12 protein-coding genes and 2 pseudogenes are annotated in these 16115 nt (G+C 39.3%); 13 read left to right on the forward strand and 1 reads right to left on the reverse strand.

Annotated elements, in window-relative coordinates; all coding sequences use genetic code 11:
* The first annotated feature begins 214 nt into the window (after positions 1-214).
* From A372_RS0101530 to A372_RS0101545, 4 genes are all read left to right on the forward strand, one after another.
* Positions 215-916: a GntR family transcriptional regulator gene (locus A372_RS0101530; RefSeq protein WP_019419084.1), complete on the forward strand. Its 702-nt coding sequence runs from the start codon at positions 215-217 to the stop codon at positions 914-916.
* Between the two features lie 164 nt (positions 917-1080).
* A complete protein-coding gene (locus tag A372_RS0101535) occupies positions 1081-2073 on the forward strand; it encodes an ADP-ribosylglycohydrolase family protein (protein WP_019419085.1) in 993 nt (330 codons plus the stop codon).
* Positions 2074-2107: 34 nt separating this feature from the next.
* Positions 2108-3469 carry a purine-cytosine permease family protein gene (locus tag A372_RS32920; protein ID WP_019419086.1) on the forward strand — a complete coding sequence of 454 codons (1362 nt, stop codon included), beginning with the start codon at positions 2108-2110 and terminating at the stop codon, positions 3467-3469.
* Between the two features lie 13 nt (positions 3470-3482).
* Entirely contained in the window at positions 3483-4397 is a 915-nt protein-coding gene (locus A372_RS0101545) for a PfkB family carbohydrate kinase (protein WP_019419087.1), read from the forward strand.
* An 813-nt stretch (positions 4398-5210) separates the two neighbouring features.
* Here the strand turns inward: A372_RS0101545 and A372_RS32925 are convergent.
* Positions 5211-5844, reverse strand: a pseudogene (locus A372_RS32925) (LysE family translocator).
* A 1151-nt stretch (positions 5845-6995) separates the two neighbouring features.
* On the opposite strand from A372_RS32925, the gene A372_RS0101560 reads away from it, so the two are divergent.
* The 9 genes and pseudogenes from A372_RS0101560 (at position 6996) to A372_RS0101600 (ending at position 16102) form a co-directional block, all read left to right on the forward strand.
* Entirely contained in the window at positions 6996-8090 is a 1095-nt protein-coding gene (locus A372_RS0101560; RefSeq protein WP_019419089.1) for a serine hydrolase domain-containing protein, read from the forward strand.
* A 465-nt stretch (positions 8091-8555) separates the two neighbouring features.
* A complete protein-coding gene (locus A372_RS0101565) occupies positions 8556-8966 on the forward strand; it encodes a TOPRIM nucleotidyl transferase/hydrolase domain-containing protein (RefSeq protein WP_019419090.1) in 411 nt (136 codons plus the stop codon).
* 154 nt (positions 8967-9120) lie between these two features.
* A pseudogene (locus tag A372_RS35870) lies at positions 9121-9279 on the forward strand (DUF255 domain-containing protein); the annotation flags it as partial.
* A gap of 373 nt (positions 9280-9652) precedes the next feature.
* Positions 9653-10477 (forward strand): hypothetical protein, encoded by an 825-nt coding sequence (locus A372_RS0101575; protein ID WP_019419092.1) that lies wholly within the window; start codon positions 9653-9655, stop codon positions 10475-10477.
* Between the two features lie 510 nt (positions 10478-10987).
* Entirely contained in the window at positions 10988-11434 is a 447-nt protein-coding gene (locus tag A372_RS0101580; protein WP_237728467.1) for a hypothetical protein, read from the forward strand.
* Positions 11435-11765: 331 nt separating this feature from the next.
* Positions 11766-12422 (forward strand): hypothetical protein, encoded by a 657-nt coding sequence (locus A372_RS0101585; RefSeq protein ID WP_019419094.1) that lies wholly within the window; start codon positions 11766-11768, stop codon positions 12420-12422.
* A gap of 210 nt (positions 12423-12632) precedes the next feature.
* Entirely contained in the window at positions 12633-13325 is a 693-nt protein-coding gene (locus A372_RS0101590) for a hypothetical protein (RefSeq protein ID WP_019419095.1), read from the forward strand.
* A 407-nt stretch (positions 13326-13732) separates the two neighbouring features.
* Positions 13733-14452 carry a hypothetical protein gene (locus A372_RS0101595; protein ID WP_019419096.1) on the forward strand — a complete coding sequence of 240 codons (720 nt, stop codon included), beginning with the start codon at positions 13733-13735 and terminating at the stop codon, positions 14450-14452.
* A 192-nt stretch (positions 14453-14644) separates the two neighbouring features.
* Positions 14645-16102 (forward strand): recombinase family protein, encoded by a 1458-nt coding sequence (locus tag A372_RS0101600; RefSeq protein WP_237728468.1) that lies wholly within the window; start codon positions 14645-14647, stop codon positions 16100-16102.
* Positions 16103-16115 lie beyond the last annotated feature (13 nt).

Raw genomic sequence — 16115 nt, forward strand, 5'->3', positions numbered from 1 at the left:
CGAAGCCACTTTTGCGTCTACAGCGGCATAGATGTGCTGCTGGAATCAGGCTATTGCCAAAAGATAAAGAACCTGATATATTGAAATTAACTCATACGTATGAGTGGATCAGCCATCATGATATGAAAGCGCTATATCACTGTAAGCAGTAGGTGTGTGCAGATGTATTCTGTAACCTGATTTCTTTTACGTGGTTGCGTTTAAGGAGGCAAGTATGCTTAACAAACACGACAGTGTTCCGCTGTATGTTCAACTGCAGAACCTGATCCGAAGTGATATCATCAGCGGGAAGTACAAGGTAGGAGAGACGATTCCTTCCGAGACGGAAATGATGAAGCTGTATGAGGTCACGCGGACCACGATCCGCAAAGCGATTGACGGCCTTGTGGACGAAGCGCTTTTGGTAAAGAGGCACGGTAAGGGCACGATCGTGTGTCTGCGGGAAATGAAGCATAACATCTGGAACTTTAGCGGCTTTACGGAATATGCTCGGAAGAAGAATGAGATTCCCGTTTCGCGTGTCCTGAAGAAGGAGATCGTTAACCTGGACGGGGTATCTTTTATGAATCTGGTGCGGCTTCGCGGAACCCGCAGGGAGACGACCATCAAGTGGTTGACCCTAGACACGTCCTATGTTCCCTTGAATCTTTTTCCGGGCATTGAACAATATGACTTCTCTGAGCATTCCCTGTATCAGATCATGAATCAACGTTACAGTATTTATCCGCAGAATGCCTCGCTCGGTATTCATCCCATTAACAGCAGTAAGCGGACCAGGCAGCTGTTCGAATATGAGGGGGATTTCCCGCTGATCATGACCAAAGGCAGTGTGCTGGATGAGAAGGGAACCGAGGTGGAAAAGGTAGAAGTCATTTATGGCCCGAACGTGGAGTTTAAAGTTGTGACGCAAATCTAACGCCGAGTTATCTCGGCTTCATTTAAAAGACAACTCATACGTACAACCGTATGTGCAACTATCATTTGGATTGAATTGAAAGACAACATGAGGAAAAAGAGTAACATAGGGAAAGTTTGGAATAATAGAATTGCCGCATTTAAATAGATAGGAGAGAGATTATCATGAAAAATAAAATTCTTGGCTTATTATACGGAATGGCCATTGGCGATGCCATGGGGATGCCTTCGGAGCTGTGGGGCAGAAACAAGGTGAAGGCGTACTTTGGAACAATTACGGATTTTCTTGACGGTCCGAAGGAAAATGATGTGGCGTGCAACTTTACCCGCGGCCAATTTACGGATGACACCTCGCAGGCGCTTTTGATCCTTGATGCACTGATTGAAAGCGATTTCGTACCGGATACGACTGTGATTGGACGGCACCTGCTGGAATGGGCCGACAGACTGAATGCTTTTGATAACAACATTCTTGGGCCAAGCTCCAAAGCCGCCCTGCTGGCGCTGAAGGAGGGCAAGGATGCTGCTGAGTTCACTTCCAAGGCGGAAACGAACGGTGCCGCGATGCGTATCGCTCCTGTTGGCGGATTATTCCTCCCCGAAGAGCATCAGAAGCTGTCCAAATTTGTGTTCGACATCAGTAAAGTGACGCATTCCACGGACGTGGCTGTGGGGGGAGCTTCAATGGTTGCCGCAGCAGTCGGAGCAGCCATTGTCGACAAGTCCTGGGAGGATATTATGGCGGATGCCGTCTCGGCTTATCAGGATGCGAAGAAATACGGCGCGGAGACTTACAGTGCCTCTCTTCCGGCCCGGCTGAAGCTCGCCTTAGAATACGCTGATCAATTTGAAGGTACAGACGAGAAATTTTTGCAGGTCATCTACGATGTCATCGGTAGCGGTGTCATCACCAGTGAATCCGTCCCGGCGGCGCTCGCCATTGCATATTATGCGAAGGAACCGCAGCGGTGTAGCCTGTTGTGTGCGAATCTGGGCGGTGACACAGATACCATCGGAGCGATGGCGGCCGCTATCTGCGGCGCCAAAACGGGAGCGGAGGCCATTGATCCTGCCTGGAGAGCATTGATTGACGAAGCCAACGGTGTGGATATGGCCCACTATGCCAATCACATTCTTGCGTTCAGAGCACAGCATTAACTCACTGAAGCTTAATTTTAGGGGGAATATGAAAATGTCCAATTCGAATTCTGAACTGTTTATCTCGCGTGCAGAAAGAACTGGAAGTCCCAAGGAACTGTTTTTTATCTGGTTTGCCGGTAATATCGGCATTCTGGGTGTTGTATACGGAGCACTAATTGTCAGCTATCATCTAAGCTTTATTCAGTCGGTGCTGGTGGCTGCAGCAGGCGCATTGTCTTTTGCGCTTGTGGGTTATCTAAGTCTGTCAGGCCTCAAGTCGGGGGGGACAACCTTTGTGTTGTCCAGAGCCGTCTTTGGTGTCAAGGGTAATTACATTCCCAACCTGCTCGGCTGGCTCAGTCTAATAGGCTGGCTAGCAGTGAACGTTATTACAGGAACACTGACCCTAATGTCTCTGTTTGGACTGTTTGGTATGGGGCAATCGGCGGTACTTACGGTTATTAGCCTGGCGTTGTTTGTACTGTTGATTCTGACTTCGAATCTGTTTGGGCAAAATGTTCTTGTCAAGGTACAAACTTTCTTCACCTATGTGTTTGGGGCATTGACCTTCCTGATCCTGGTGATTCTCATTCCCCAAACGGATTGGACGGCATTGTTTCGTATGAGCAACGGCGACTGGCTGAATGGATTTTTGCCGGCGCTCTCCATCATCATTGCGGGAACGGGCATCAGCTGGTCCATTGCCGCCGCTGACTACAGCGCTTACCAGAATCCGACCAATTCCGGCAAAAAGGTACTCTTCAGTGTGACGATCGGTGCCTTCATTCCGCTGTTCTTCATTATGGGCGTGGGGATTCTCCTCAGCACTTCGGTGCCGGATCTCGTATCCGCTTCCAACCCGATTCAGGCCATTGGCAATGCGCTGCCCAAATGGATGACGGTCGTGTACTTCATTACAGCGCTCGGCGGCCTGATTCCGCAGTGCATCATCAGTCTGAAATCGGCTCGTGTAAACATGGAGACCTTGAATATCAAGGTCAGCGATAAAGTGGCGATCTCTATTCACGCCCTAATCATGATACTGATTCCGGTCTATGTATTGTTTATTTCGGAGGATTTCCTCATGAATTTCCAGTTGTTCCTCGGTATCCTCGGCATCGGCCTGGCGGCCTGGGCGGCGACCTTTATGTTCGACTATGTGCTTCTGCGCAGCAAGACGGGTTATGATGCAGGATTGCTGGAGAATGCTACGGGCAAAGCTTTTAATTACAATGGTGTGACTAGCTGGATTATCGGTGTAATTGTAGGCTTCCTGTTCACCAACTCTTCGTTCTTTAGCGGCCCGTTCGCGACAGGAATCTTTAAGGATAACAGTCTCGGTGTGCTGCTCGCTTTCGCGGCGAGTGCGGTGGCAACGATTATATTGAGTCAGTTGAACGGCAAGTCCAAGTAAGGAGGGGTATCACATGAATGAATATTTACTTGAGCGTGCAAAATCAGACAAAAGCCGTAAAATTCTCGTAATAGGCGCGGCCGTGGTCGATGTCATCATCCAGCTTGACAAGCTGCCGAAAACGGCCGAGGATGTTATGGCAGAGCACAAAGAAACCGTTGTGGGCGGATGCGCCTACAACGTATCTAATATTCTGAACCAGCTGCGTGTCAACTACAACCTGTTTGCTCCGGTGGGAAAAGGAAGCTACGGTGATATCGTCAAAGCCCAGCTGCAAAAAGACGGCGTGCCCGTGCTGCTGGAGGACGCTTCCGGCGATAACGGCTGGAATCTGTCGATCGTGGAGCGTGACGGAGAGCGGACTTTCATTACCATTCCCGGGATTGAAATACGATGGGATGCCAGCTGGTTCGAAACATTGGATCTCGACAGCTATGACTATTTCTACGTCAGCGGCTACGAACTGGAAGGAACGTCGGGTCCCGTCATCCTGGACGCACTAAGCCGCCGGAAATCGGCGGGGAAGATTGTTTTTGATCCGGGTCCGCGTGGAGAATTTCTGGAGACGTCGATCTTGGAGAGAATCTTCAGCATGGGTACAATCGTACATGCCAACAAGTCCGAGATCAAGGCGATAATGCGGGAAAATGATGCAAAGGAAGCAGCCGCCAAGCTGGTCCGGCGGACGGGCGAGGCTGTTATTGTCACCTTGGGCGGCGAAGGCACCCTATACTGCTCACCGGATGAAGAGGGTATCGCCGAGACGGAGCCGGTGAAGGTCGTCGACACGATTGGTGCAGGTGATGCGCACACGGGCGCTTTTATCGCGGGACTGGCCAGAGGGTATTCTCTGCAACAGGCCTGTGAGCTGGGGAATGTCATTGCCGGCAAAGTGGTGCAGCAACAGGGCGGAAAGCTGCAATTATAAAACAGATTGCGGCGTTCAGCTGGTGAGATAGAGGGCGGTAAATAGAAGGGAACCTTGAGGCCTAATGGGCGCCGGGGTTCCCTTTGTTCTATTATATTTGCATCTTTCCGTTAATCGGAACCTCTATATGAAACTTATGAGTTCGAAAAAACTTTTTCGGGTGGAACTTTTATTATGTGTCCACAAACGGGGTTACAGTTCAGTTGTAAATAAATTAGTTATTGAACTATCGAATTGGATACAGGAAAAAAAACCTGTCTTCTTATCTATTGGGTATAGCTAACATAATTAATTTTCACGTACCTGTCATTGATGGGATGTTCGCGTGAATAATTTCCTATATATTGGAAATTGGCTGAATTATGAATAAATGAGTACTAAGAAAGATGGTGTCTCGGTGACCATTACAGAGAAGGCTTTCATTGTCAGTAATATGAAACTACAGCTTAATCTATAGAGTGAGTCTGGATTTAATCTCTAAATAGGGGTCCAACCACATTGCCATCAACTTAAAAAATAAAAAATACCCCAAAATGAAAAAAATGTTACTTTTTCTCCAAAATCAGAAAAAAAGAATTTTTTCGTTATGGGGATACAAATTTATCTTAGCTTGATGGGCATGTTCACATAGCCGCTTATGGGTTATCCATAACTGTGCACGATTTAAATCATGATAGCAAAGCCATCTTGTCCTTACTAAAGGTGACTTATTTTGAAACAGCTTTATTTATATTTCTTTCAATTTATTGATTGGAAAGTTCTTTCTCTACTCTAAGAATATCTTTCGTTAGTGCAGCTAACTAGATATGAAAACTATAGTATTCCTTTTATTGTTATTATAAACTCATGTAAGAAGTATCCCGTAAAGCCTATTAAAATAAATCCAGCGATTATCGATACCCATTTTATCATTGTTTGACTCATAACTTTTCTTGTTACCGCTACAATTGCAAGTAGACCAACATCATGGACTAGGATACCAGCTAAAATGCCCCGCCCCGACGATTAAAAATTTTGTCGGTTGTGTCGTATCATAAGAATCAGAAAGTACAGCTCCAAAAACGGAAATCCAAAACACGAGATTTCCTGGTGAAACAGCTACGAGTAAGCCATTACGATACGAGCTAAGAAATGATCCGTTTGGTTTATCACCAGCTAACGTAATATCTTGATCTGAGTTTTTTATGGAATCATAGCCTAAAAATGCTAAGAAACATGCGCCAATAAGCCACATTGGTATTTGAATGTAAGATATAGCAAGTACAGAAGCCAATCCCATATATAATGCAATAATTAATAATAAATCGATTGTCATTCCACCTAATCCTACAGCCCAACCATGCATAAAACCCTTTTTCAGACCTTGCTTCGTCATTTCAACTGTCATTGCTCCTACAGGCATTGCAATTGCAAGACCCGCGAGAAGATATGTGAAAAATAGATTCAAAAAATCACTTCTTTCAAATTTGATGTCTTCATATCTTCATTAATATACACACTTCAGCATTAAAATTCAATATTTGTTTGGATTTATTAATATCGATAAACGATTACTATTCAGGATAAGCAAAAGGATGTTGCTGTACTGATTGCATTTATGAAAGTATTTTGGATTCTAAGACTTTTCAAAAGGAATATATTCCTGAATATAATGGTCCAACTAAATTAAAAGTTTATCTGAGAGACAAATTTGGGGAAAATAGAAAAATATGTCCGTATTGTGACATACAATGGATAGGTGCCATTGTTTCACCTTTATTTTCATCAAGCGGTTGATTATTTTGAATTTGTTTGCTGATCAACGAGATTCACACAGAAGAGTTATTAACTATTATAAAATGTTTAAATTAGAAGAAATGTATGCGAGCGTATTATATAAAGTTAGAGAGGACAGAAGAAAGCTAAGAGAAACTGTGAAGAGACTCTTTTTAGCCTCTAACCCTTCAGAGGATAAGGAAAGGGTATTTCGAGATATTCTGCATGAAGAAATTAACATAGTATAGACCAAAATATTTTAAAGAGGGGGTACTTCGATCTAACTAAGATCAAATATGATTTTTTGCAAAGCTTGAAGACATCTCTTTTTGATATTGAATTAGAATATCTGTCCACCCATTTAAGAGTAGATAGGAAGACAGGAAATGATAGTAAATTAGATGATTCTATTCTTACCAATCCGAATAAAATTGCTTAAGTTCTGGTTACATTTTTGGTCACACTTTTTCATTCTTGTACGCCGCGGCGCTCTCTAACGTAGAAACAGAAAACTCCAAAAATCCTTGTCCCACAAGGCTTTTCACCGCTACTTCCTGTACGTACAATACCTCATCGCTCCACTGGCAGTGAAGAGGTCAGGGGTTCGAACCGCGCGTAGGAAGCGGTTGGGGTCCCCACAAAGTAATCAGATTATGCTTTGGAGCCCCTCTTCCCTTTGTGGGTACGAAACCGGCGTCTGAATCTTCAAAAATTATATGCATACGTTATAATAGTTTGTTATGATTATCTTTGAGTCCTGTCCAGGAAAGACATGGGAAAAATTTGTTTGGTTTTGCGAAGTGAAGCGAAGGCTATCAATCGGAAACGAAGAGGGGGAACTGAATGAACAAAGAAACTGTAAGAAGAGAGATTGAGATGAAACTGGAAAGAAAAGTTGCTTCTGATCTAAAGCTTCATAATGTTTATTTGTTAGTACATTCGGATAAGCTGGATATCCACTGGCCTATGGCTGCGGGGGAAACAGACGGATTCCCCGCCAATCCTAAGCAGCCTTATCATACGGCTAGCGTGGGCAAGACCTTTACTTCTGTATTACTCGCTATATTAGTAGAAAAAGGACTTGTCAAATTTGATGATCCTATCGCCAATTACTTGCCTCCAGATATCCTTAAAGATCTTCACCTATTTAAAGGAAAAGAGTATACATACGACATACAGATCAAACATTTGTTAAGCAATAAATCAGGTATACCCGATTATTTTGAGGATAAGCCTAGGCAGGGTAAAGCGTTAATGGAAGAAATACTTGAGAACCCCTCTCGTTTTTGGACACCGCAAGAAACCATACATTGGTCTAAAGAGCACTTACAACCCCGCTTTCCTCCCGGGAAAAGGGTTCATTATACGGATACAGGGTACAATCTCTTAGGCCTCATCATTGAAACGATTACATCAAAGCCTTTTCATGAAGTGCTTCATGACTACATATTTACCCCTCTGCATATGAACCACTCTTATTTATCCCAGTATTCTAATCCTGCCATAAAAAGCGAGCATCCCGTAGCGAAACTATATATGGATGAGTTAAAAATAAACGTAGATGACTACCGCAGCTTTAGCAGCTTTTATGCTGGAGGGCAAACCGTATGTACATCAGAAGATCTGCTGATCTTCATGAAAGCTCTCGTTAACAATCAGATTATTCAAAAAGAAACCTTGGACATCATGCACCAATGGAACAAAATGTGGATAGGAATGGATTATGGCTATGGGTTGATGAGGATTCATTTTCTTCCTTTCACTCGAAAATATATCGGGTGGGGGCATCTTGGCGCGAGTGGCGCCTCCATGCTTTACTTCCCCAACATGGATGTATATATAATGGGGAGTTTCAATCAAACCGCTTATCAATCCAAAAGCATGAACTATATATTTTTTAACGTTCTGCGTAAATTAGCAAAGTATGCTCATAGTTAAGGGGTCTAGTTTATGGAATAGGAAAAATATCTTGGCAGTGTAACTAACCAATGCGGGAGAGCGCATCACTGGCAGCGATTAGGTCATGAGATTGTTCTACCAAAAGTCCGCCAGATTGGTAACCAAAATAGCAGAGGTGGGCTGTTAAGCTCATTATCGAAAACTCATGTCCAACAGACATGGGTTTTCTTTTTGTTTTAGGGAAGCTTTAATAAAGTTGGAGAAGTGCCGATTTTATGGTGGCATGAAAACAAGCAAGTCATTTCAAATTATTTAATAAAGTATAACTACAAAATCTAAGATCCAAGAAGTTAGAAATTGTCTCACTGCGGCATCGCCTAATACCGGATTCACGCTACGGCCTTGCTCCGGACTGAAGTATTTGAAGTGGATTCGGTGTAGAAACAATCTCCTTCGCTATGTTCTCGCAAACCTAACGATAGGAGGAATAGGGGATGCTGGCAAGTGTCTCTTTTTGCTTTCTACTTGAGCATTTTTACGATGCAATGTTCGGCACGTTTATTATGCAATAAACAAGTAATAAACCATTTATATGAAGCTGAAGGGATTTATGTATTGATGGTAGGTGGAATTGGTTTTAATAATTACTTTAGTATTCTAGAAAAACTAGGCATATCATGTGTCATAAAAACTGACAATGATCTTCGTGGATCAAGTGGCGGCAAGTTTAGTGTACTTGGCTTTTCACGTTGTAATAGATACATTGGTGAAAAGATACTACCGACATCTAGAATTGATAACAGCACAGTGAATGCAAAGAGAGAACTTTATAATGTCAATATAATTAAACCTGATATGATTCGTGAAGAATATGGTATTTATCTTTCTAAATGTGAACAATTTTATAATTATTGAAGAGGAGTTCCAAAAGTTATTGAATATATTACGATAACCTGTTGTAGGGAGCTGGCTCAATCCTCATCAATTGGTTTCTCCACCTAATTGGGTAAAACACCTCAAAGCAAGCATTCCTTTTCCCTAATCCCACAACGAAAAGAGGTAATGCCCGATGACAACGAATCACATACCCAACAGATTAATCGCTGAGAAATCGCCTTACCTGCTCCAGCACACCCATAATCCAGTTAACTGGTACGCGTGGAGCGAGGAAGCTTTTAACGAGGCGAGAAGAGAAAATAAGCCTATTTTCTTATCTATTGGGTACAGCTGACGTTGATGATACATATGTACATGTCATTGATGAGATGTTCGCGTGAATCAATTTTTAGAAGCTTCTGCTGAAGGAATTGGCGGAGGCTTTTTGTTTGAAAGTATAGGATTAGTGATCGTCATATTCTTCCATTCAATAGTATAATAAAAACATGTTTCAAAAAGGCTATTTAGACACGATGAGTTCGTTTAATCAATTGTATTTCTTATATTTATGAACTTCGTGAATATTACGTTATACGATAGAATCAATTAAAAGCAGTATAAAGAAGATTGATTTACATGCATAAAATATTGATCCAGCATTCTCAGAATGTTTTATCCTGAAATTATTGTAGGTCTATATATAAAAACCCTGTGGGAGGTGCAGTATGTATCATAATTTTTTATTGGTACAAAAAGTAAATGAGCATGCAGATTTTAAAGTACATTTTGCAACGGGACAATATATTAATTGGACATACGAAACAATGAGGAGCCCCTCGAAGAAGCTGAACAATCCAATGTTTCCTATAATCATTACTGATCAGAGAGTAACAATTCAAGAAAAGCCGAAAGGACGTGAAACAAGTTGTTATAGAATCTCAGAGAATAAAATCAGATTTATTGATGATTACGGAGTACCAGATGGTTTTCTTATATGTGTTACAGGACCAGAGGGTTACCTACCTAAGTTAATAAAGTTTGGTCCAAAGCCTAACGTGTACATGGAAGGATTTCCCCATAGAAACCCTGGAATATTTGATTTCTACGTCAATGCAACTACGAGGGAGGCTTCAATATTAGTTCATACAACTGAAAGATCACTCTTTAGCATGGCTGTTGATTTTGAAAAATATGATGGCGATTTCAGTGTACATAGAAGGACTAATTATCATGATGCATTTGATTTAACAATAGCTTTAAATGCAGGAAGGTTTGAAACAGTAACAAAAAAAGACGTAAGGGATATTATGCCTAACATATTGGAATCAGAGTCTGAAAAAATAGTTGAGGTTATGAATGAGTTAATAGATCATTTGAATACAAAACAAGATAGCAGTATACCTAATAGTCTCAAATTAAATATTGCTCATGTATTCAATAGTGTACTTGCAACATCTTCTGCTACAGTTACGGTAGTAGATTCGTACATGAACAATGGAAGTGTAGGGAAAATGATTAAGACATTGATAGAATATTTTTCTCAAGGATAATTTGGTGAATCATAGGCATGCGCAATTGAAAAGTGAAATCTACTTAAATACCTACTAAATAAAGAACTAATAATGTTGGTGAATTCAAGAAGAACGATTCCATCGTATAACATAATATTCACGCTGCGGACAATCGTCCTGGGTCCGGCATTCGCCGGACACCTCAGCGTCCGCTGAGGTCGTGAATACAGGAACGTTATCGGAAAGATAAGGCAAAGACCAACACGTTCTAAGCGGATTTTGAAAGAATTATAATAAAAGAATATGCCATATAATATCTGTGAAATGCAGCTAAACTGGAATTTGTGGGGGGATTAAAATAGAAGAATTAAAACCAAACGAAAAAGAGAAAGATTATTTTATAATAGATTCTATGATTTATATGAAGAAGTTGTAAATGATGATTTTATTAATAAGGATGCTAAAATAAGATTTTATAAACTAAGAGAATCATTTTCGATATATAAAGAATTATTGAGTTATGAGCCGATTAAAGAATATATTAATTGGATGAAAAAAGGTGGACGACCTCATTTTGAAGGGATAATTGCGGATGATTTGTTTAGTTTTATAAGAAATTTATTATTACATTTTCCTATTTTTGATACATGGGATGAAGTTTATATAAATAAAAACTTAGCCACGTGGAGTAAAGTGGGACAAATAGATAAATTTCTAACTAAAGGTATTGAAGGGAAAATTGATGGTAAAGGTACGGTGAAATATAGAATATGGGAAGAAAAAAAGAAAAAAATGACCTATTTTTGTATTAAATTTCCTGAGAAATATGATAATACAAATATTTACTTAAAGGATATAATATCTGAAGAAGTTGGAATGAAATTTTGTATGGCATTAATGAGAGCGATATTAGATACTCAGGTAGAGGATTCAGAAGTACCAGATATAAAAATAATGTCTCAAGTATATTTACCAATAAAAACAAATAGTATTTGAAACTGCATAAATTCCAATTTATCAGTGAGATTATTAGTGTAATGGGTATTTTGAAAAATGATAATTCAAGCTCGTATTATCCATGTTATGCAAATAGATTATAGGTATGTAGATAGGTGAACTTTAAGACTCCAACGTATAGTCCTACTCAAGCTTGGGGGGCCTCATCCATCCGATAACAATGCACTCAAGTTCGCTTTGCCTGTTTTGGGAAGAAGCAAAGCACATTCCTCAGCCTAAGATTAAGAGCTATCTAAGGCTGAGGAACGTCTTGAGTGCGGAGACGTTAGCTCAAATTAGTTAGAAGAATAGAAGTTGAGTGGAGGATCTTATGCAGATACAAAAAGACAACATAAAATTCACTTTCATAATCAGTGTATTTTCATTTGCAGCAGCTCTTTGGGTTTCTACAACATCAAACGGTTTTTGGTTGAATGTCTTGATAGGTATTTTTTCTAGTGGACTTCTTACTTTATTTTTATCTGTTGTCGCATATCGAATTGAGAAAAAGAAAACTCTTGAAGCGTTCTATTCTTCGGTAATAGAGGTAATAAATAATTTTAGCAAATATGAAAAGAATGATGACGCGATTAATACAATAAATGCTGTTTTAAGTATGAACGAATTTAATTATATGGAATTAGATACGTCTTATGGCAATATTAGTTTTCTTGTATTCGATAAGAGACATAGGGAATACATCAATCAAAAAATTTATTCAAGAATAAATATAGTTAGAAATGCTGTCGCAGAAAAATCGTTTCACTTCAAAGAATTTAAAAAATCAAAAAATGGAAATCTTAGAGTGATGGAAATCTTCATTAATGAAATTGACGACTTATTTATTACTAAAACTATTAAAGAGATAGCAGATTTACAAGGACAAGTCATTAAATTAAATGTTTCCTTCAACAAAATTACAAAAGAACTTAGTGATGAACTTAAAGGAGACTATTTCATCCTGATGTATGGAAAGAAAGGTAATTGAAGGATTGAATATCAAGATGCAACTAACTTCAGCTAACATCATATCCACGCTTCGGATCCTTACGGATCCTCGGTCTGCAGAGGTGATTCAGAGCAGCATTTTTAGCAGACAATAATATCTACAAGGTTAAGTGACGGAGCGACTTAACCTTGTAGAGTTCGTAGATACAGAAACGTTATTCGAAATTATACTGAATGAGAGGGAAAGAATTTGAAACGATTTTTTAGTGATTTGTTTGATAAATTATTTAACTATCACAATTGGTTTTTTTACAAAGGAAGGTTTACTTCAACAAGATTAGGAGACTTATTTTACATAATAATTGGGAGTATGATCGTTATTTATTTAATAGTTGGTGACAATAAGTACTTTATTGAAAAATTCGCAGGAATATTTGGGGCTTTCATGTTCTTTGCTTTGTTCTTAACCACTTTTAAATCATATTGGATTAAGCCGCCTAAATTCATTCGAAAAGGTAATGATGAAGTAAGTAGTTTTCTTAGCATCTTTAATCATTCCTCATATCTATATGGACTAACTATATTTACATTTTTTCTTACTTTGACTCTTAATGGACTCCTGATGACAATCTCTCAATTCATAATCGGAGTAAGTTTTGACTGGCAAGCAATATTTTATAATCTACTTTTTTTATCTATGTCATTGTTTACAATATTCTATTTTATGTTTCATATTTCGAAAGATAAAATTACGATAAAACAAGCAAAAGCAAGAATTTCTTTTTATTTATTATGCTCTGGATGTATAACTGCAGGATTATTTGGAACATCATTTAAATTAGCCCTTACCCCATTTCTTACATATGTCGGTATTGGATACCTCTGTTTGAGATATTTTATTGATAAAATTGATAGTGAGAGTGAAACAAAGGAGTCAGTATAAATTCGTATAACATAGTACTCTAGCTGAGTGGCTAGCAGTTCCTTAGTTTGCAGAAGAGTTTTCGATGAAGCAATTGGCAATTAGACCCCTTCGAGGCTAAGTCTGGGGACTTTGGAGGTTGATAGCTAGACATTAGTTCGACTTAAATAACTATTTAGTTGCCAACGCTTAAACAAAGATGGGATATTCGTTTGAATCAATTATTTAAGAAGCTCCTGCTCATGGTATTGGAGTGGCTTTTTTGTGTGAGAGTATAGGATTAGAAATCGTCATATTGTTTTATTTAGTAGTATAATACTACTAAATAAATTACATTATATGGTAACGGATTTAATTAGTACATAATCAATTAATACGACTTATTAGTATAAGTGAATTATATTTACAAAAAGAAAGGGAGTTCCTAAGTGCAAGAAATTATTGAAAAACTGCCTGCATTAATTACTATTGTAGGGACGATCATAGTTTGGGTTAGGTTATTTGTTAGAACATCCAATAAAACAATTGTAGATATGGTGATAGAGCCAAGAAACGTGAATCTGTGGGACAAATTTATTGAACTTGTATTGTTGTCTTCGCTGCTGGTAATTATGTTTCTACTTCCAATGTTTATACCTGAAATAAATTCTATGTTAATTGATGTTATAATGATGGTTGATATTATTTTGTTTTTTATAACTCTGATTATCATTTTAATTTATTGGGTATGTTCATGGTTTAAGCAAGTAAAAGGTAGATTTCTAACTATCTCTATAGTTACAAATTATTTATTAGTATTTTTGATGCCTTTAATTTTAATATGTTATAACAGAAAAAAAATCTTAAATGGAGTTGAAGAGAATTACATCTATGGGTTTATTGCCTTTTTGGCTCTTGTCGTTTTTCATTGTATCTTGATAACATTTTATCCGTCAATTCTTAGGTACTTTAATAAACCAGAAATAAAAAGGTATAAACTTGAGCGAATTCAAACACCTCATGATATTTTACAAGGTTTATATTTGCTATATATGCTGGATAATGAAAGACATGTACTAAGTGAAAACTCAAATATTGCTAAGATAGGAGATGGAGATTTTTATATTTACTATCCTAAAGAAGATGCTCTAATTAAATATTTTAAATAAAGACCTATTCAATCATAATAAGACTGATACAGCTATAATACCAGCTAGGAATCAACTCAACTCCCGTAACCAAAAGTACGGGAGTTTTTAAAATTTGATAATGCTTTTTTTACCGTGATAATTGCTGGGTTACACTTGCTCCAATCGACTATACCTTAAATACAAATCCCCAATTCGCTTCAACATCTAACAATTAAGCACGTAGCTGTCTATTTAAGAAAATCACGGGACGATGGTGAGTTTGAAGACGTTCTCTCGAAGCATAGGGATACCCTTCTGGCCTTGGTCGAGAATAGAAATTGGACCTATAGGTTATATGAAGAAGTGGCCTCTGGTGAAAAGATAGAGTCCCGTAAGGAAATGCAGAAGTTACTTCGGCATGTTGAAGACCAGCTCTATGATGGAGTAGTGGTCATGGATATTGACCGTTTAGGGCGTGGAGAAAATAAGGATTGGGCACTCATTAAAGATACATTCTTAAACTCAGAAACAGTCATTATCACGCCAAACAAGATATACGATCTGGAAATAGACAATGACGATGTATCCTTTGATTTCATGTCTATTTTTGCCCGAATAGAGTACAAAACGATTAAACGAAGAATGAAGCAGGGCAAAGAAGCTGGAGCCAAGAAAGGTATGTGGACAAACGGAAAGCCACCCTTCCCGTACTATTATGACAAGAATACAAGGTCGGTACTGGTGGATGGAACGAAGCGTCCGATTTATCGAGCGATTGTAGAGAAATATCTTAATGGAACAAACCTTGGTCATATTGCCATTTGGTTGACGGATAACAAGATACCCACGCCATACAACATTAAGCCCGATGGAAAGAACAAGGGATGGTCAAATATTACGGTTCAAAGATTGCTGGCAAGTGAGATCCATTTGGGTTATATCACTTATGGTAAAACCCGTTCCAAGCGTGGTCAGGTGGAGCTTGTACCCGAAGAAGAGCGGATTAAAGTCATGGGAACACATGAAAAGCTGAAAACGCCGGAAGAACATGAAGCGATTATGGAGCGGCTGCTTAAGAATCGCATGTTGAATCCCAATTCAAGACGTAACATTTTTCCTTTATCAGGCTTGCTTTATTGTGAAAAATGCGGTTCACGGATGAGATTTAGAGTAGGTGAGAATAAGAAGCAAGGGCAGCACTGGAGTGCATTGTGCTATCACCAGTACAAAGATGGCAGCAAATGCGAACAGCACGGGAAGGTAATGGATGCTGACTTTTTTAATGCTCTGTATAATCGGATTATACATGTAGACCCGAACATTCTGCGGGAGATTGAGTTACATGGTAGTCGTTATAATGATACGCAGACGATCATTGAGGTCAAAGAGCAGGAATTGAAGAAGCAGAAGCGGGCATTGGACAAGCTACATGAATCTTATGAAGAAGACATGATAACGAAACAAGTGTTTTTAGAGCGAAAGGCTGTTCGGTCAAGGCAGATACAGAAGCTGGAGGAAGAGTTGAAGGATTTGCGGAAGGTTGTAGTAGATGAAGGGAATTATCCAACTGTGGAGCAGATATATGAGCGGATAGGTGAGTTTAGAGAGTTGTGGAGCGCTGCGGTGACAAGTGAAGAGAAGAATCGAGCGTTGAAGAAGTTGGTGGAGCGGATTGTGATGCTAGACTAAATACTGGACACCG

This window comes from Paenibacillus sp. OSY-SE, assembly GCF_000283315.1.
GTDB classification, from domain to species: domain Bacteria; phylum Bacillota; class Bacilli; order Paenibacillales; family Paenibacillaceae; genus Paenibacillus_B; species Paenibacillus_B profundus.